This window comes from Sphingomonas sp. CL5.1, from assembly GCF_013344685.1.
Taxonomy (GTDB): domain Bacteria; phylum Pseudomonadota; class Alphaproteobacteria; order Sphingomonadales; family Sphingomonadaceae; genus Sphingomonas.
In genome coordinates this window covers 1,245,485-1,263,724 of the sequence record NZ_CP050137.1, presented here as the reverse complement: position 1 = coordinate 1,263,724, position 18,240 = coordinate 1,245,485, and the positions used below count along the sequence as shown (strand labels likewise).

Here is an 18,240-nt window from a genome sequence, read left to right as displayed (position 1 = left end):
AAAGGGGGCGGCTGGTCCTATCGCAACGCGCGAAGGGCCATGCCGCCAAGGTCCGATAGCGTGGTACGGTCGGCACCGCCCCGGGCCGCGATGCGGATGCCGGCGAAGCTCGCGATCAGGAAGTCGGCGATCCGCTCAGGATCGAGGTCGGTGGCGACGTCGCCCTCTTCCTGCGCGTCGCGGATTCGCTCCGCGATGGCGGCACGAAGACTCGCGCCAACGGAGGCGCGAACCTCCGTCAGATCGGGGCGCGACCCGCCGAATTCGCAGACGGAACTGACGCCCAGACAGGGCTGGCCGGCATCGTCGACCACGCGCTTCACCATGGCGGTGATCCCGTTGATCGCGCGCGGCCCACTGCGAAGCGCATCGAGATGCGCCGTCTGTTCGGCGAGCGAATAGCGGCGAACGGCAAGGCGATAGAGTTGCCACTTGTCGCCAAAGCTGTCGTAGAGGCTCTGTCGCCCGATCCCCATCGCGCTTACCAGCATCTGCGCGGAGGAACTTTCGAAGCCATGTTCGCGAAACACCCCGATTGCCGCGTCCAGCGCCTCGTCGGTATCGAATTCCCTGGGCCTTGCCATGACGGGCCAAATAGGCATTCAGGAACGATCGTTCAATAACGAACTTGCCCTTTATTCCGGCATCGCCAGGAAGCGGGCCTTCACGCGCGCCAGTTCCGCACCATAACAGGCGTCGCCCTTCGCTTCGACCTGCGCGATCGTGTTGTCAAGCAGGACGCGGCCTTCAACGAGGCGCCCCGCATCGATAAGGGCTTCGACAAGCGCGATGTTGAACGGCGTGTCGAGCATCCCATAGGGTGCGACGCGCAGTTCGCCGATGCCATCCTGGAGGCGATCGATGCTGCCGTCGGCGTCACCCCGGCGAAGCGCGAGTTCGGCGGCGAAGCTATGCGCCACCGCAAGATAGGGTATCAGGGAATTGGCCTCGGCAAGCGAGACGAGCTGGCCGATATAATCCTCCGCGTCACCGTAATCGCCGGCCCACAGGAAGATGGTAGTCGACCAGATCAAGGCGATGCACGATGTCACCGCATGATCGGCGTCGGCCGCGTCACTGACGGTCTGCCGTGCGCGTTCCAGCGCCTGTGTCCGATCGCCCTGCAACCAGAGCGTCCTCGCCAGCACCGCGCCGGCGAGGATACGGCATTCAAAGCCGATATAGACCGTGGTCGTCCGCTGCGCGCGCGGCGCGCTCCGCAGCGCCGCCTCCAGTTCGGCGCGGGCCTCGTCGAGCGCCCCGCTGAAATGCAGCGCCATGCCAAGAAGAGAGCGGGCGATCGTCATGGCGACCGGATCTTCCAGCGTCTCGGCGATGGCGGCGCATCGCCTTGCGTGGTGCAGTGCGGTCCTGAAGTCGCCCGTCCGGATATAGAAAAGCTGCAGTGGACCCAGTACCTGCAATTCCTCGAAGCGGTCGCCGGCCGCTTCGGCGATGGCAAGGCTTCGGTGCAGCGCCACGCGCGCCATGTCCCGGCCACCACGGGTGAACATGACCGCCACGCCGATCGCGGCCTGGAAGTGCATCTCCATGCGTCCTCCGCGCCCGGTCTCGTCGAGTTCGAGCAGCGCGCGCTCCGACCAGCGATGGCATTCCGACAGGAGCGACATGGCAAGGAACACCGGCGCTGCCGCGGCGACAAGGTCGATGCCGATCCGCACATCGCCGCCGTCGCCGAAACACCATTCCAGGGCGGCACGGACATTGTTGAGGGCGGCGAAATGACCGGCACGCTCGGCACCACTCGACAGGATGCGGGACGCGGCGCCGGTCTGGTCAAGCCAGTCCCGATAATAAGCGGCGTGCCGCGCTGCCAGTTCTGCGCGTTCGCCCTCACCATCGCCATCGCCGACCCCGAGCGCATAGGCGCGGGTGGTATCGAGGAGCCGGTAGCGCATCATCGCTCCGGCGGGCCGGGTCGCGACCATCGACTTGGCGACGAGGCTGTCCACCGCACCGAACATGGCCGCCTCATCGATGGCCCCGTTCGTCACCACGGCAAGCGCCGCCTCGATCGTGAAATCGCCGACGAAGATCGCCAGCCGGCGCAGCACCGTCCGCTCGGGTTCGGAGAGCAGTCCATAGCTCCATTCCAAAGTCGAAAGCAGGGTTTTCTGGCGTGACGGCGCGCCGCGCGGTCCGGCCCAGGACAGGGCCAGGCTCTGGTCGAGATGGCTTGCGATCTGCCGTAGCCCATAAGCCTCGACCCGGCGGGCTGCCAGTTCGATGGCGAGGGGCACGCCGCCCAGATTGCGGCAGATGCCGGCCACGATCGCGGCGTCCGCATCACCGGGATCCAGACCCGCGCCGCTCGCCGCCGCACGCTCGATGAAGAGCTGGGTGGCGGGGAAGCTATGGACGGCCGCTGCCATCGCCGCGGCATCGTCCGGCGGGCAGGCCAGCGGAACCAGCCTGTGGACACGCTCGCCCTTGACCTCGAGCGCCTCGCGGCTCGTTGCGAGAATATGGACGCGGCGCCGCTGCGAACACCCGCGCCGCGAGGGCAGCCACAGCCTCGATCAGATGCTCGCATGTATCGAGGATCAGCAGGATGCGCTTGTCTCTGAGATAGGCGATTACGCCGGGCGTCGGATCGTCGGACTGGATCGACAGGCCCAGCATCGAGGCCACGGCGACCTTGGGCACGGCGATCGCGCCGCGAAGGTCAGCCGCGACGTCCTTGTCGCATCGCACGGTTGCCACGCCATAGCGAAACACCCGGCTGAGCACGCTGCGCATGCGCCGCGCGCTTTCGTAGGCGCCGGTCGCCTCGACCTTTCGCAGCACCGCGAGGGCTTCATGCGGAGTGATCTGCGCGATCGGGATGGTGCCGATCAGCGGATATGCCTTGGCGAGAAGCCAGCGGATCTTTTCGACGGTCACCGGTGCCAAACCGTCGCGCTCGCATTTGATGAGCCATTCCTCGGCGACCGCCTGGAAGGTGTTGGCAGCGGCATATTTCGCGGCGATCCGCGCGCGCTTCTTCTCGAGCGCCGGATCTATCCCCTCGGCGATCTTCTTCTTGGCCTCGTCGCGCCGCACCCGTGCCTCGGCGAGGCTGATGGTTGGCCACCCACCGAGATGAAGCTTCTTCTGCTTGTCCAGAAAGCGGTAGTTGAAGCGCCAGAGCTTCGAGCCGTTGGGCTGTATGACGAGATACAGGTTTTGAGAATCGGATAGGTTCCAAGCCTTCGCTCTCGGCTTGGCGGCATTGATCTGGATGTAGGTCAGCATAGTCGTTTTCCCAGCAAGGCCGGGTCGATCCGAGGGCAACAAAAAGGGCAGCATTTGTGGTCGCTGCACATGCCCTTAGCCGGATTTCGCCGGACGGTGTCTGGCGATTCTCGGTCTAAAAATGCTGTGAAACCAGCCGCTTACTGGACGCTGCTGGACGTATCCAGAGCCAGTATTGGTGCCCCACAGAGGACAAATCTGGGCACTCAGATCATTGGAGAATTTCGGTGTCGGGTGTCCATTAACGACCCGATTGTGCCATTGATCGGCCAGCATCGCTCGACGCAGCGTAAGCCGGCGAAGCCACGATCCGACGAGAAGCACCTGACGGCGGCGATCGTCCGCCTGGCCTCGACCTACGGGCGCTACGGCTATCGCCGGATCACCGCCCTGCTACGGGGCAAGGGTTGGATGGTGAACGCCAAACGGGTCGAACGCATCTGGCGTCGGGAGGGGCTGAAACTACCACAACGGCAACCGAACGCGGTCGGCTCTGGCTGAACGACGGATCGTGCGTGCGGCTCATACCGCAACATCGCGGCCATGTCTGGAGTTATGACTTCGTCGCGGATCGCACGCATGACGGCAAGGCGTTTCGGATGCTGACGGTGATCGACGAGTACAGCCGGGAGTGCCTGGCGATTCATGTCCAGCGCCAGCTCAAGAGCGATGACGTGCTGGCGGTGCTTGCCGATCTGTTCGTCCGCCACGGGCCGCCTGAGCATATTAGGTCCGATAATGGCGCCGAATTTACCGCCAATGCGGTGCGCGACTGGCTCGGCCGGCTCGGCGTGAAGACGCTCTACATCGAGCCGGGATCACCGTGGGAGAATGGGTACTGCGAGAGCTTCAACGGCAAGCTGCGTGACGAACTGCTCAACGGCGAGATCTTCTACACGGTGCGGGAAGCCGAGCTCCTGATCGGACGCTGGCGGCGACATTACAATCCTGCTTCATAACACCCACCTGTCTATGTTGTTGAAGTGAATAGGCTTTGCTGATCGGGATGCGATCCCGTGGGGTATTTTGGGTTTTGCCGTGCGCGTTCTACGAGTTTTTGAGCCGCTGTTCCGCCAAGTTCGGCCCGACTGAAGATCCATGGGCCGTCTGGCAGAGGATGGACGCCTTCGATGTCGCCGGCTTCGGCGGCGAGCCGGAGCGTCTTCGGGGCCACGCCGATGTGACGGGCGGCTTGGCTCAGGTTGAGCCACGGCGCATCGCCGTCGGTCGCCGCACGGAAGACCGAAATCCTGTGATGCGATCTGAGGGCGGTGACCCGCTCGCGCGTCCAGCGGTTGCCGTGCCCGGTCAGCAGCCCGTTCCGGTTGAGGATGCCGGCGATCAGATCGTCATTGGCGATGAGAACGAGATGCTGCACGGCGGCGATGATATCGGCGGCGGTGCTGTTGCGCTGCCCTCTGCGACGCTTCGGCAGCCGCAACTCGGTGTGGACGCCGCCGGTCCAGTGGAGCAACAGCACGATCTCGGACGCTTCGTCGTCGATATCGGCGATCACCTCATGGATGAGGGTTCGCACGATGCGCTTCTTCAGGCGCGCATCGGTGTGCGGGGCATTCCAGACGGCATTGAGGTCGGCGGCAAGGCCATTGATATCCTTCAGTGACAGCGACGCCGGACGCGAAGTCGAGGCGTCGTGCGCGGCGATCCTGGCTTCCACGTCGCCGACACGCGTGAGTGCCCGGTTCCATCGTACCTCCAGTTCCGCTGTTACCAGCCGATTCTGCGGATCGGCGGCATCATATTGCCGGAACGCCCGATCGGCATCGTAGCGGGCCGCCTCGAGATCGCGCATCAGCGCGTCGCGAACCTGATCGCGGCGACTGGCGGCTTGCGCCTCGGCCTCGACGGCGGCCGTGATCGCTCCGGGTTCGATGACCGGGATGATCGCTTGCTCGATCGCATCGTCGACGCGCAGCCCGCCAAAGGCGATACAGCGCGGCTCGCCATTGTCGAGCAGCCCCCGCCAGCAGGAATAGCGAGGAATATCATGTCTGGCACCCGTATAGCGCACGGTCAGCTTGCGTCCGCAGCGCCGGCAGCGGAGGAGCCCGGCGAGCAGAGCATCGCCATGCTTCGGGGCGCCATGATGTCGGCCGGCGGGGACGTTGTCGCGCACCATCTTGCGGATATCCTCCGATCGCTCCCAGCTGACATAGCCTTCATGGGCGCCGGGGATCAGCGCCAGCCACTCGTCCCGTGCCTTGCGGCGGATCCTCGGTTGCAAGGCCGCCCCTTCATATCCGGTAGCGGCGCGACTTTTACCATAGGCATAGGCGCCGCCGTAGATTGGGTTCTCGATCATCCGATGGATGGTCGCATAGCTTGGCCGGCGCCACACGACATCGCCGTTGTTGCGCTTTGCAGGTAGAGCCAGGCCGTGCTCGATGAACCAGAGCAGCGCCTGCCGTGCACTGCCGAGTTCGGTCACCTTGTCGAAGACGAGGGCAATGGCTTCCTGGACCCGGCGATCGGGATCCTTCTCGAGCCGGTCGCCAACCTTCACGAACCCGACTGGAGCCGCGACGATGAGTTCGCCGCGCCGGGCCTTCTCGTAACGCGCCGAGAGCGAACGCTGGCGCAGAAGATCCAGCTCATACTCGTTAAGGCTGCCCTTCAGGCCGAGCAGCAGCGGGTCATTGCCCTGGCGCGGCGCGTACACGGTCTCCTGGTCGATCAGCACCGTATCGACGACGCGGCACATCTCGATGAGCTGCTGCCAGTCACGGCTGTTGCGGGCGAAGCGTGAGACTTCCCGCGCCGCGACCGCGCCGACCTTGCCAAGGCAGACCTCGGCAACCATCCGGTCGAAACCGGCGCGGGTCACGCCACCTGCCGCCGACCGGCCGAGATCGTCGTCGACCGTCTCGATGCGCGACCAGCCCAGTGCTGTGAGACGATCGCGCATGGCGTATTGCAGGGCGCTGCTCTCGCGGTTGTGGATGACCTGATAGGGCGAGGACTGCCGCACATACAGGATCGCCTTGCGTTCGAGATGCTGCGGCCCGATCTTCTCAAAGATCATCGCACATCTCCTGCGGCTCCGCGACGGGATCGCCGTCGACGTGGTCGAGAAGCAGGCGTACGATCAGCGGCGTCAGCGTCTGGCGCGTCTGTGCAGGCAGCGTCTGCCATCGCGGTGTCTGCGTGATCTCGAAATCGCGTGGGCTGGAGAACAGATCGAACTGCAACGTCATGGACTTGCGCGCCATTGAGGCCTCCCCGATGCGAGTCGTGAGGCCCCAATGCTGCGCTCGAAACCGACAAAGCCGAAACCGACCCCGCCGCCTGCAGCAGCCTGGCCAGGGCGCTCAGGGCGCCTAAATCGACCTGGGGCGCGGCGCCGATACGCACCATGGCGCAAACCGCGCGGTCGAACATCCACGCGGGAATCTCAAGCCACCGGTCGGACGTCGCCCCCGCAATACTGCAGCGGAAAATATCCGAACCCGCCCGCTCTACGGCTTCATGAATGTGAACCTGACGCCCGGTCCAGGGATGCCACGGATAGAGAACCTCACGAACGTCGGTCCCGTGGGCGTTCTGGCGCCCCGTTGTACAACACGGTCCGGCCGCATAGCTCGCTGGGATATCGCCCACCGGCGCCGGAAGCCCTTCCATCGCCAGTGTCGCCCTCCGGTTCCGCTTCGCTCCACCTACGGCCAACACTGGCGATGGAGGCGTCAATGCACTAACATATAGCCCGGACCACTCCGTGGGGGCCGGTCAATCCACGCAAACCGATTCGCCGGAGGTGCTGAAATAAGAATCGAGTCCGTCCAAAATGCCACTGATCAAGCCACTGTCGCGGCGAGGTCAATCCTTGGTGAGAAGGCAAAATACGAGGCCGTTCCGTGGTTCTGGTCTAATCAATATGATCTTAAGCTCCAGACCGTCGGACTGTCGAATGAGTACGATCTAGCAATTGTGCGGGGCGATCCAGCGAGCCGCAGCTTTTCAATCGTGCATTTAAAACAAGGGCGCATCGTCGCGCTGGACTGCGTTAATTCAGCGAAGGATTACGTGCAAGGGAGGAAGCTGGTCGAGCGCGGGGTTTGCGCCAATCCCCAAAGGTTGGCCGACACATCCCTTCCCTTGAAAGACCTAGCCTGATCTGGCCGATACCGGGAATAGTTAAGCTATGCCTCATGCGTTCGGATTCGACTGGTCGGACCCGTTCGTAAGCGGTAGAAATCCCCCACATTTTCAGGGTTTGGCGATCTGTTAGGGGTGTCCCTTGTGTTTGCGAGGGTGATGATGAGCGGGGATTTCGAAACAGGTTTCGAAACTGACAGGGTGGAGAGGACAGGCAAGGCCGAGCGCCTGGACGTCATTCCCCTGCCGAGTGGCAAACGGGGATGGACGCCGGCGGCGAGGGCGCGGATCATATCGGAGAGCTTCCAGGAGGGGGCGAATGTGGCCGAGGTTGCCCGGCGCCACGGGATGCTGCCGCAACAACTCTACACCTGGCGGGGACGTTTCAGGGAGCGTGCCGAGGAGATGGGTTTCGTCCCGGCCGTGATCGATGGCCCGCCGATACCGCCCGCTCCACCGACGCCTGCCGTGTCATCGGCACCTGCGACGCCGAAGGCTGGCGGGCAGATCGTCATCGAAACTGCCGGGCTGTCGATCCGCATTCCGTCCGATGTGGATGCCGATCACATCGAACGGGTGCTTCTGGCTGTGCAGGCGAATACATGATCATCCCGCCCGGACCGTTGAAGGTGCTGGTCGCGACGCAGCCCGTGGACTTCAGGAAGGGCATGGTGGGCCTTGCCTCGCTGGTGCAGCGCGAACTGCGGCTCGACCCATTCTCCGGCATGCTTTTTATTTTCCGGGCGCGCCGGGCGGACAGGATAAAGCTCCTAGTTTGGGACGGCACCGGGCTCGTCCTTGTGACGAAGCGATTGCAGGATGGGAAGTTCCGCTGGCCCCGACCGGGAGACGGAGTGATGAGGCTCTCGGCGGCACAGGCCGCCGCGCTATTCGAGGGGTTGGACTGGTCGCGCGTGCATGTGCCGCGCGTGCCGAAGCCGCTCCATGCGCAGTAGGTCGCACGCCTGATTCTGCCTGGCGCAAGATCGTTCCAAAGTGCCCGATATCGTTTAGCATGCGGGCGTGGAGGCGCATCCCGAACCCCCTGTCGAGACCGGCTTCGAGGCCGGATATGACGAGCTTCCCGACGATGTCGGGCAGCTTAAGGCCATGGTGCTGGCCGAGCGCGCTCGCGCCGCTCGGTTCGAGCATATCCTCAAGCTGATCAACCGCACGACCTTCAGCAAGCGTTCGGAAAAGCTGCCGGCGGACCAGCTGGCGCTCGTCCTGGAGGATGAACAGGTTGCCCTTGCCGAAGCCGAGGGACTCCAGGAGAAGACGGCGGAAGAAGGCGAGCGCTACGGCCTAAAAAAGCGCCGCCGCCGGCCTGCGGATGCCGAGCGCGCGTCGCTGCCGGCCCATCTACCGCGCTTCGAGACTGTCATCAAGCCCGAGAGCCTGCAATGCGTCTGCGGCGGCGCACTGCACAAGATCGGCGAAGACCGTTCCGAACGGCTCGACATCATTCCCGCACAGCATCGCGTGATGGTGACGATCCGCCCGCGCTATGCCTGCCGTTGCTGCGGCGATGGCGTGACCCAGGCTCCAGCCCCGGCGCACGTGGTGCCGGGCGGTTTGCCGACCGAGGCGCTGGTCGCCGACGTCCTGATCAACAAATATTGCGACCATCTGCCTCTGTACCGCCAGTCGAAGATTCTCGCCCGGCAGGGCATCGAGATCAGCCGCGCCACCCTGGCGAACTGGGTCGGCCGCGGCATCGCCGCGCTGATGCCGATCACCAACCGGATGCGCGTCGATGCGCTGGCCAGCGGTCGCCTGTTCGTCGACGAGACCACGGTCAAGGTGCTGGCACCGGGAACGGGCAAGACGAAGACCGGCTACATGTGGGTCACGGTGCGCGACGATCGCACGCACGGCGGCGCCGATCCGCCTCTGGCGCTCTACACCTATATGCCGGGACGCGGAAAGATGTGGGCCAGGCAGTTGCTCGGATCCTACCAGGGCATCCTGCAGGTCGATGCTTGGCAGGCCTATGACCAGTTCGGCAAGGACGATGGCGCCAACGCCGGTGTCACCAAGTCCTACTGCTGGGCTCATCTGCGCCGCAAGTTTATTGATGCCGGCAGCGACGCTCCGGTCGCGCAGGATGCCTTGCAGCGCATTGCCGAAATCTATGGCATCGAGAAGGAAATCCGGGGCCGAAGACCCGAAGAGCGCCTCGCCGTCAGGCTGGAGCGAACCCGTCCGCTGGTCGACAAGCTCCATGCCTGGTTCGTCGCCACCGCTCCGCGCATGATGACCGGATCGGCAACCAGCGACGCGATGAAATATGCGCTCAAGCGCTGGGCGGGCTTCACACGCTTCCTCGACGACGGCAGGATCGAGATCGACAACAATGCCGCCGAACGCGCTATCAGGCCGGTGACTCTCCAAAGAAAAAATGCACTCTTCACCGGTCACCAGCTCGGTGCTGAAAACTGGGCGGCGATCTCCTCTCTGGTCGAAACCTGCAAGATGCTGGACATCAACCCCTACGCCTATCTCTGCGATGTCCTCGCCCGGATCATCACACGCGCCGACACCGATCCGATCGACGACCTGCTGCCCTATAACTGGGTCGATACCAACGCCGCGCAAGCGATGTTCGAAATGAGCAGCATCGCAAACGCCGCCTGACTGGCCGATTTAAGCCACCGCCGCGCGCCACGTGGGGGATTTTTACCGCTTACGCATGAGCGGCGCTAGGAAATCATCCATTGGATCCAAGAGGCCTACGGTCTCCATCGGTCGGCGCTCACTGCGGTCGTCACCAGGTATCGCACGCGTGGCGCGGTGGCCGAGGTCGGCAAGGTACTTGGACTGCCGCGCGACCTGGACGTCACCGGTTCACGCAGTTCAGAATCGTCATAGGCAGTGCTTATATCCTTCTCGAATAGCCCGCCTGTTCGATTGTTTCAGTCTACCGACTTGCGATACTGCTCGGCTTTCTCGCGGTCGGCGCGCGATTGCTCAACGCGCCCGCGGTTGCGGCCGAAATCGACTATGTGCGCGATACTAGCCCGCGCCGATCGAGGATTCCTCAACCGACCGCTACACAGGACTAGCCATGGTCGCCGACAAGACCCTGAGCATCACCTTTAAGGCATGGGCAACAGGGAATGAGGCGCTCAACTCTTCAGCGCAACTGGAAGAGCCCGTTTATCTTCTCGCAGGCGCCCATGACCTTAAGTGCAGCCGAAGGGATCAGTTCGTCGGGCATTCGCTCAGTCGGAACGACGAGGGCGAGCGCGGCGGTGGGAATCGCCTCGCGTTCGCAGATCACGCAGGCGATGCTGTTGATGCCGCGGGTCCAGCCGCCGCGGCTGACGGCATAGCCTTGGCGACGGATCGTCTCGAACTCCTCGAAGATGTCCTCGCGCACGAGATCTATGGCCTCGGGTACTCCGGAAAGGATCCGGTCGAGTAGGGCATCGCCATCTGGATGATGGGCCAACATCACCTTACCGGCGGCGGTGAAAGCAGCCGGCACCCTGAATCCCTCCCGGAGCGAGCCGCGCAATGGGTTCGGCGAGAGTATCCGGTCAATGTATACGATGTCGGTGTCGGTCAGTATCGCGAGCGCAACGGTTTCGCCGGTCGCTTGGTGTAGTTGCTGGACGAAGGGGGCCGCGGCGCGCCTCACCGGATTACGGTTGGCGATCATCGCGCCGAGTTCATAGACCTTCATGCTGGCGAGATAACGCCCCGTGTTCTCCTCTTGCTCCACGAACCCCTCTTCTGCCAAGCTTTGCAAAAGACGGTGGATATTGCTTTTCGGCAAAGCAAACTCTCGGGCCAAGTCGGAGAGACGTTGCGCGCCATGACGTGCAAGATGGTCCAGTATGCGCAGCGTGCGCAGCACCGCAGGCGTCATTCCTGAACGCCGTATCGAGATCGCAACCCTGAGCAAAGTCGTCGTTTCGGGAGACCAGCGGCGATCATGGACCTAAACATAGTTTGGCGCGGTGGGCGGGTCCAGCACCAGTTTAGGGTTAGCCTGCGATCTTACCCAGAAGATCGCGCGCGACGATCATCTTCTGAACTTCGGTGGGTCCTTCCCCTATCCGGCGTATACGAAGCTCGCGATACCAGCGTTCGAGCGGAAGCTCCTTGCTGACCCCAAGTCCACCGTGAATCTGGATCGCGCGGTCGACCACCCGCCCGGCTGCCTCAGTGGCGACGATTTTCGCCACCGCAGCGTCAGTCCGAAACGGTTCGCCTCGATCCGCCTTCGCGGCGGCAGCGAGCACTAACAGGCGGGCGCTGCGAAGATCGATCTCGTTATCGACGAGCATCCATTGGATACCCTGCCGCGCGGCGAGGCGCTGGCCGAATGTCTCGCGTAACTGGGCGTAGTCGATCGCCATCCGATGCGCCATCTCGGCTACACCGATGCACTGCGCCGCATAAGGGATGCGCTGCGCGCTCAGCCGGTCGTTGGCCAAGGCGAACCCCTGGCCGACAGGGCCCAGGCGCTGCGCGTCCGACACCCGAACGTCGTCCAGCGACAGCTCGGTCGCGTAGTGTGCGGATCGCAGCGTGTGGACGACGCGGCGAACTTGGAAGCCTGGGGTGTCGGTGTCGATGATGAAGGCGGTGATGCCCTCCCGACCTTCACCCGTGCGGGTGAAGAGGATGCCGTAATCGGCATCGTCGGCGCCACTGATCCATAGCTTTGAGCCATTGATGACCCACTCGTCGTCGTCCTTCACCGCCTTCGTGCGGATCGCACGGGCGGGATCGCTCCCGCCGCTGGGCTCGCTCAGGCCGAAAAAGCCGCGCTTCTCGCCGCGCAGAGTGGGATAGAGGTAGCGCTCCTTTTGATCGTCGGTCGCCTCATAGAGCTGAGCCAGTCCCGCACCGCCAAAGACGCCGTAGCAGGCGGTGTAAAGGCCGCCGCGGTGCTGCGTCATCTCCATTGCCAGTAGGGCACGCGTCGTGACGTCGAGACCCGGCCCCCCAAATTCCTCGGGAATATCCATCCCGTATAGACCGAGATCGCGGACCTTCTGCCGCAGGCGCGTGAAATCCCTCGGCTTGAGCTCGGCCGCGTCCGGGTCGAGGTCGGCCTCTAGCGGAATGATCTCCTCGCGGACGAAGCGCCGGATCACATCGATCAGTGCCTGCTGCTCCTCGCTCGGCGTGAAATCAATCATAGCTGCTCTCCCCTTACCCGTTGTCCCAGTTGCCCGATGTTCGTAGCGTCTTCGGGCGGGTTGAGCGGTGGAATGGATCCATGACGGGCCACATGGTCCATCAGCAGCTCCTTCCACCGCGACATATACTGCATGTTGCACTCGACGCGGAAACAACATCCGTCCGGGACGCTGGCGTTCAGCAAATCGACGAGCTCGGAGCGCAAGCCGAAGAGGGACCGCCCACCGGCATAGCCAATGCGAAGCGTTTCGCCCGTCGAGTTGCCGATCTCGTAGACGCCTAGGACGGCGCTCAGTTCGCTGATCGCTTCCTGATTGAATGGCCGCCAGGCTTCGCGGATGCCAAGGCCGCTCATGGCCGACGGCTCACCGTGGCGATCCCCTCCAGACACGCCTCGCCGTGCTGGTTGATCTCGTGCAGGGAGAATTCCAGGACGTTTCCGTCCTCCGAAGCCGTCTCAAGCTGCGCTGATGCCGTGAGCACGTCGCCCGCCACCGCAGACCGGACGATGCGGTAGGCGACCTTGTCGACCCGCCAACCGGGGCCGATCCCTTCGGTAAGGGCGCGGATCGCATTCGCCGCATGGAGATGCGAATGGACAACGAGACCCGCGTGGCCCTCCTGCTTCGCCCAGTCCAGATCGTAGTGGATGCGGTGGCTATTCCATGTGACAGCGCTGTAGCGAAAGAGCTGTAGGGCGCTCGGCCGCATCGTGATCTCGGGCAGCGCCTGGCCCGGCGTCATGGTCTCGCTCACGCATCACCGCCTTTCTCCGCCCTGGCGAGGACCGTCCGCCGGTTGCGGTTGTAGAGGACGCCGGTCGCGTCCGAGAATTCGTGCAATGCCGTCACAAACACGATGGCTCCGCTGCGACCATGCTTGAGATCGACCCGCTCGATCACCTCCTCGTGATATAAATCGAGCCCCGCCGTTACTGGTCGGAGCAGATCGAGCTCCTCGCCCGCGCCCATGACACGAAGCGTCGCAGTCGTAGGATCGCGGGCAATTCCGTCCGGCGCGAGGTCGCCTTCGCGAGCACCTGCTCCCCAATCGGCTATCGCGGACAGCAGGTTGGGCGATGCGACGACGCCGGGGAAGCCGGCGGCGGTGGCCGCTTCCTGATCATGGTGAATTGGCGCAAGATCGCCAACGGCGAGAGCGTAGCGACTGATCGTGCGGCCATCGAGGATACCGATGTGCGCCCGATGCCGCACACCTATCCGATCGGCCATCTGAAGTCGATACGCCTCCAAGGTCGGATCCAACTCGCTCAACACGACTCTCCCGCAATATTCTATCTAGTAGAACGACGTTACCTGTTTAGATGTGGACGGTCAATGTCGAACGGGGAATAGGCCGCCATTGACAGGTAATGTCGTTCCATGCAGTAGAACAATAGCTATCGACCTGACGAGGGATTCGCGTGCAGGCACTAGGAGAAGAGACGGTGGCCTTCGCGCCACAACCGGCCGGTTATCGCCGATGGGCGGTTTCGTTGATGCTGGCGCTGTTCGCGCTGAGCTTTCTCGACCGCCAGATCATCAACATCCTGGCAGAACCGATCCGCCATGAGTTGCGTCTGGCCGACTGGCAGATAGGCATCATGACGGGCCTCGCCTTCGCCGTGCTATATACTATCGCGGGCTTGCCCATTGCACGCCTGGCTGACCGGGCGAACCGGCCTCGAATCATCGGCACCGCCGTGATTGCCTGGAGCCTTTTCACGGCGGCCAGCGGCTTCGCATCGAATTTCGCGCTGCTGCTGGCGGCGCGTGTCGGAGTCGGCATCGGGGAGGCTGGACTGACGCCGCCGGCGACCTCGCTCATCATGGATTATTCGCCCCCCGAAAAGCGAGCCTCGACCCTCGCCCATTACCACATGGGCGTGCCGTTGGGATCTCTCCTCGGCCTCGCGCTCGGTGGAATGCTCTTCGATCTGGTGGGTTGGCGCCATGCTTTTCTGGTCGTGGGCCTGCCCGGCCTGCTGCTCGGCGGACTGGCCCTGCTCCTTCTTCGGGAGCCGCGGGCGAATGCGGCGACGCCGGCGTCATCCTCCCCTACGACGTTGGTCGATGCCACGCGCACTCTGTGGAGGATCCGCTCGTACCGACTATTCGTCCTAGGCACGGCCTTCCAGGCTTTCGTGAGCTATGGGCAGGCGCCCTTCATCGCCTCTTACTTCTTTCGTATGCACGGTGCCGAACTCGCGTCGCTCGGAAGAGTAATCGGGTTGGAACGCGCCGGGTTTCTAGGGTTGGCGCTCGGTCTCGCCAGCGGAATTTCGGGCCTTTTCGGCGTCTGGCTCGGCGGGCAACTCGCCGATCGCATCAGCCGGGGTGACGTCCGCCATTACGGCACCGTGCCGGCGGTCGCGGCCCTGCTTACCGTCCCGACCTTCATCGCCGCGATCCTCATGCCAAATGCCGGCGCGGCTCTGCTTTTCCTGACCATCCCCTGCCTCTTCAACTCGATGTGGTTCGGTCCGGTGCACACGACTCAGCAGGGGGTGGCTCCCGCACATGTACGGGCCACGGCCACTGCGATCCTCTTGCTGGTCCTGAATCTCATCGGTCTCGGTCTCGGACCGCTCACCGTGGGTATCCTGAGCGACTGGTTTTCCTCGGGCTGGGGCTTCGGGGCGGCCAGGGGCGTCCAGGCTGCGCTGGTAGCCGCGTCCTTTGTCGGACTCGTGCCCGCCTGGCTCTTCTGGTCGGCCCGACGGTCGATCCCGGACGAGATCACCCGATAACCGCCTTCGACCACACCGACTGCAGACGTGAGCCACGATAATGACAAACTAGAAATGGGAGAGATGAACATGAACGTGCGGAACCTCTTTACTTCCTCGGCGATGATCGCCCTGATCGTACTGCCGGGCACGGCCGTCGCCCAGACGGCACCGGCCCCACCGCAGAACCAGACCGGGGACCGGTGTCGGGGGCAGGGAGAACCGCGCGCGAGCGGCAACTGCGAGCCGTCGTCCGCACAGGACAATACGTCAGGCACGGTCGCGGGCACGGACGTTCAGACAAGCTCTGACGGCGGCAACGGCGACATTGTCGTGACCGGCAGCCGGTTGAAGACCGGGTTCGCCTCCCCCACGCCGGTTACGGTCGCGACCACGGACGACCTGCGATCGGCGGCGCCGACGTCTTTGACCGATGGACTGACCCAGCTGCCACAGTTCCGGAACTCATCACGCGCGTCGACGGCCGGGCCCTCGGGCGTGCGGGGAAACGGCGCGAGCTTCCTGTCGTTGCGCGGGCTGGAATCACAGCGCACTCTCACATTGCTCGATGGCCGCCGCGTCGTCGCCTCGAGCAGCGCGGGGTCGCCCGACATCAACCTGTTTCCCCAGGATCTCGTGGCACGCGTAGAAGTCGTGACGGGCGGCGCGTCCGCAGCCTATGGGTCCGACGCCGTAGCGGGCGTGGTCAACTTCGTGCTCGACAAGAACTTCACCGGGTTTCGCGTACGAGCACAGGCCGGAATCTCGAATGAAGGAGATGGGGGGTCGCGGCAGGCTGCACTTTCCTATGGCACGCCGCTGTTCGGCGGGCGCGCCCATCTCATCGCCAGCATCGAGTATCGTCAAACCGACGAGATCCGCGGCGGGAACAGCCGCCCTTGGGCAGACGCTGCCTATGCCATCATCGTCAATCCCAATGGGGCCCCTTCGCGGCTCATAGCACCGACGGTTGCCTCGAACGCCACCTTCGGCGGCCTGATCGTGGGCGGTCCGCTGAACAACACGCAGTTTCTCGCGGGTGGTGCCACTGCACCGTTCCGGCTTGGGACCGCGGTCACCGCGACCACGATGATCGGGGGGGACGGCGCCCCGTCGCAATTCGGATTCACCTCGGGTTTGGAAAGCTACAATGCTTTCGTCCGGCTAACCGGTGACGTGACCGACAACCTCTCGCTGTTCGTCGAGGGCGGAGCCGCGCGGTCCACTTCTGGCTATGACGTCGCGCGCTCCAGCCAAACGGCCGGCACCGCCTTTACCATCTACAACGACAACGCCTACCTGTCCGACGCCCTCCGTAACCAGTTGGCAGGCGCCGGCGTCACGTCGTTCCGGCTGGCCCGCGTCGATCGCGACTTCGGTTTCTCGCGCGTGAAGGCTCGCAGCGACACGTGGCGGGTGACCGGAGGCTTCAATTGGAAGCTTGGCAGCGACTGGGAGGTCGAGGGCTACTACGCTCATGGCACCAACAACTATGAGGTCGACACCTACAACAACCCGATCTACCGCCGTCTTTTCGCGGCGGCCGACGCCGTGCGGGATCCGGCGACAAACCAGATCGTCTGCCGCTCCACGCTGCAGGGATACAATCCGGGTTGCGTGCCGGTAAACCTGTTCGGCGACGGCTCGGTATCGTCGGCGGCGCTGAACTACTTCATGGGCACGGCCGTCCAGAAGCTGCGGCTGACCCAGGACGTTGGGTCGCTGACGGTGCGCGGTTCCGCCTTGGAGCTCCCGGCCGGCAAGGTAAGCGTCGCGGCGGGCATCGAATACCGACGTGAATCCGCGAACCAGACGTCCGACGCATTGTCGCAGACGGTGATCTCTAATGTGGGCGTCCGGGGAATCCCGGGTTCATTCGTTGGGCAACTTGGATCCTACTTTCTTTCCAACCCGCAACCGCTTCGCGGCAGCTACGACGTGCGCGAGGGCTTCATTGAGGTCGAAGTCCCGGTCCTGAAGAATTCTCCGGTCGGCAAGGCGCTCACCCTGAACGGCGCGGCGCGACTGATCGACTACAGCACGGTGGGGTCGCTCGTTGCATGGAAGGCAGGCGCGGTCTTCGACCCCATTTCGGGACTGCGCCTGCGGTTCACGCGGTCGCGCGACATCCGCGCCGCGAACGTGTCCGAACTCTACACTGGTCCTGTCAGCATCCAGGGGACGGTTCTCTACAACAACATGACCACCGCCTTCATCGGCCGACGCAGCGGCAATCCGAACCTGGCACCCGAAAGGGCGGACACTCTCACCGCCGGCGCGGTGTTCAAACCCGGCTTCTTGCCAGGCTTCAACCTTTCCGTGGACTATTACAACATCAAGCTGAACGGGGCGATCGCGCAGCTCACTCCGCAGCAGACGATCGATCAATGCAACCAAGGTTTCCAGCCGGCTTGCGCGCAGATCACAAACAACGGCCAGCTCACGCTGCTGATCCCGACCCTCAACCTTTCGTCGATCAAGACCAGCGGCGTCGATATGGAAGCCCTTTACTCGATCAAGCTCGGCGGTGGCGACCTGAAGCTGCGCGGGCTCCTCACCTACCTCGACAAATACGAGACGACCTTGCCGGGCACGGCACCGATCGAACGTGCAGGCGACATCGGCACCACGGGAACCCCACGGTGGAGCGGCACCTTATCGGTCAACTACGTTGCGGGGCCGGTCGATCTGTTCGCGCAGGAACGTTTTATTGGCTCGGGCAAAATCGACACCACCGCCGCGGCGGGCACGTTCGCCGATAACCATGTCGGTGCGGTCTGGTATACGGACGTAACCGCCCGTTTCAGCGCGCCGGGTATGGGCGGGACGGGGCAGTTCTTCCTCACCGTCAACAACCTGTTCAACCGGCAACCGCCGATCGTGCCGACCATCCCCTATGGTGGCTACCGCAGCACGAACTTCGCGCTCTACGACGTGATCGGACGTTACTTCACTTTCGGTTTCCAGGCAAAGTTCTAAGGAGCGTG

General features: G+C 63.7%; 15 protein-coding genes and 3 pseudogenes. 8 read left to right on the top strand and 10 right to left on the bottom strand.

The window, feature by feature from the left end; all coding sequences use genetic code 11:
• Positions 1–17 precede the first annotated feature (17 nt).
• From F9288_RS06345 to F9288_RS06335, 3 genes are read right to left on the bottom strand one after another with little or no spacing between them, the layout of a single operon-like run.
• Positions 18–584: a TetR/AcrR family transcriptional regulator gene (locus F9288_RS06345; protein WP_174835845.1), complete on the bottom strand. Its 567-nt coding sequence runs from the start codon at positions 582–584 to the stop codon at positions 18–20.
• 51 nt (positions 585–635) lie between these two features.
• The gene (locus F9288_RS06340; protein WP_174835844.1) at positions 636–2,393 is read right to left on the bottom strand and encodes a hypothetical protein; all 1,758 of its coding nucleotides are present in this window, start codon (positions 2,391–2,393) and stop codon (positions 636–638) included.
• Positions 2,374–3,255, bottom strand: coding sequence for an integrase arm-type DNA-binding domain-containing protein (locus F9288_RS06335; protein WP_254621097.1), 882 nt, complete (start codon positions 3,253–3,255; stop codon positions 2,374–2,376). Before F9288_RS06335 ends, F9288_RS06340 begins: the two co-directional genes overlap by 20 nt.
• Before the next feature lie 261 nt (positions 3,256–3,516).
• Here F9288_RS06335 and F9288_RS06330 point away from each other — a divergent pair.
• Positions 3,517–4,202 (top strand): annotated as a pseudogene (locus F9288_RS06330) (IS3 family transposase); the annotation flags it as partial.
• 23 nt (positions 4,203–4,225) lie between these two features.
• Here the strand turns inward: F9288_RS06330 and F9288_RS06325 are convergent.
• Together F9288_RS06325 and F9288_RS06320 are read right to left on the bottom strand one after the other, a co-directional pair.
• A complete protein-coding gene (locus F9288_RS06325) occupies positions 4,226–6,298 on the bottom strand; it encodes a recombinase family protein (protein WP_174835843.1) in 2,073 nt (690 codons plus the stop codon).
• Positions 6,288–6,485, bottom strand: a complete 198-nt coding sequence (locus tag F9288_RS06320; protein WP_174835842.1) for a hypothetical protein — start codon at positions 6,483–6,485, stop codon at positions 6,288–6,290. Before F9288_RS06320 ends, F9288_RS06325 begins: the two co-directional genes overlap by 11 nt.
• Before the next feature lie 345 nt (positions 6,486–6,830).
• Between F9288_RS06320 and F9288_RS06315 the strand changes: the two are divergent.
• From F9288_RS06315 to F9288_RS06295, 5 genes and pseudogenes are all read left to right on the top strand, one after another.
• A pseudogene (locus tag F9288_RS06315) lies at positions 6,831–6,968 on the top strand (IS3 family transposase); the annotation flags it as partial.
• 37 nt (positions 6,969–7,005) lie between these two features.
• Positions 7,006–7,386, top strand: a pseudogene (locus tag F9288_RS06310) (oxidoreductase C-terminal domain-containing protein); the annotation flags it as partial.
• Positions 7,387–7,530: 144 nt separating this feature from the next.
• The gene (locus F9288_RS06305) at positions 7,531–7,974 is read left to right on the top strand and encodes a transposase (RefSeq protein ID WP_174835840.1); all 444 of its coding nucleotides are present in this window, start codon (positions 7,531–7,533) and stop codon (positions 7,972–7,974) included.
• Positions 7,971–8,324: an IS66 family insertion sequence element accessory protein TnpB gene (gene tnpB / locus F9288_RS06300; protein ID WP_174835839.1), complete on the top strand. Its 354-nt coding sequence runs from the start codon at positions 7,971–7,973 to the stop codon at positions 8,322–8,324. Before F9288_RS06305 ends, tnpB begins: the two co-directional genes overlap by 4 nt.
• A 154-nt stretch (positions 8,325–8,478) precedes the next feature.
• Positions 8,479–10,005 (top strand): IS66 family transposase, encoded by a 1,527-nt coding sequence (locus F9288_RS06295; RefSeq protein ID WP_174838910.1) that lies wholly within the window; start codon positions 8,479–8,481, stop codon positions 10,003–10,005.
• 499 nt (positions 10,006–10,504) lie between these two features.
• Here the strand turns inward: F9288_RS06295 and F9288_RS06290 are convergent, their stop codons facing one another.
• The 5 genes from F9288_RS06290 to F9288_RS06270 form a co-directional block, all read right to left on the bottom strand.
• Entirely contained in the window at positions 10,505–11,242 is a 738-nt protein-coding gene (locus F9288_RS06290) for an IclR family transcriptional regulator (RefSeq protein ID WP_174835838.1), read from the bottom strand.
• A 118-nt stretch (positions 11,243–11,360) separates the two neighbouring features.
• Positions 11,361–12,524, bottom strand: coding sequence for an acyl-CoA dehydrogenase family protein (locus tag F9288_RS06285; protein ID WP_174835837.1), 1,164 nt, complete (start codon positions 12,522–12,524; stop codon positions 11,361–11,363).
• Positions 12,521–12,880, bottom strand: coding sequence for a hypothetical protein (locus F9288_RS06280; protein WP_174835836.1), 360 nt, complete (start codon positions 12,878–12,880; stop codon positions 12,521–12,523). The genes F9288_RS06285 and F9288_RS06280 overlap by 4 nt, the downstream gene beginning before the upstream one ends.
• Positions 12,877–13,281 (bottom strand): acyl dehydratase, encoded by a 405-nt coding sequence (locus F9288_RS06275; RefSeq protein WP_174835835.1) that lies wholly within the window; start codon positions 13,279–13,281, stop codon positions 12,877–12,879. Before F9288_RS06275 ends, F9288_RS06280 begins: the two co-directional genes overlap by 4 nt.
• Positions 13,278–13,799 carry a MaoC family dehydratase N-terminal domain-containing protein gene (locus tag F9288_RS06270; RefSeq protein ID WP_174835834.1) on the bottom strand — a complete coding sequence of 174 codons (522 nt, stop codon included), beginning with the start codon at positions 13,797–13,799 and terminating at the stop codon, positions 13,278–13,280. Before F9288_RS06270 ends, F9288_RS06275 begins: the two co-directional genes overlap by 4 nt.
• A gap of 173 nt (positions 13,800–13,972) precedes the next feature.
• Between F9288_RS06270 and F9288_RS06265 the strand changes: the two genes are divergently transcribed.
• Positions 13,973–15,274, top strand: a complete 1,302-nt coding sequence (locus F9288_RS06265; RefSeq protein ID WP_217482595.1) for an MFS transporter — start codon at positions 13,973–13,975, stop codon at positions 15,272–15,274.
• Positions 15,275–15,343: 69 nt separating this feature from the next.
• Positions 15,344–18,232 (top strand): TonB-dependent receptor, encoded by a 2,889-nt coding sequence (locus F9288_RS06260; RefSeq protein ID WP_174835833.1) that lies wholly within the window; start codon positions 15,344–15,346, stop codon positions 18,230–18,232.
• The last annotated feature ends 8 nt before the right edge of the window (positions 18,233–18,240 follow it).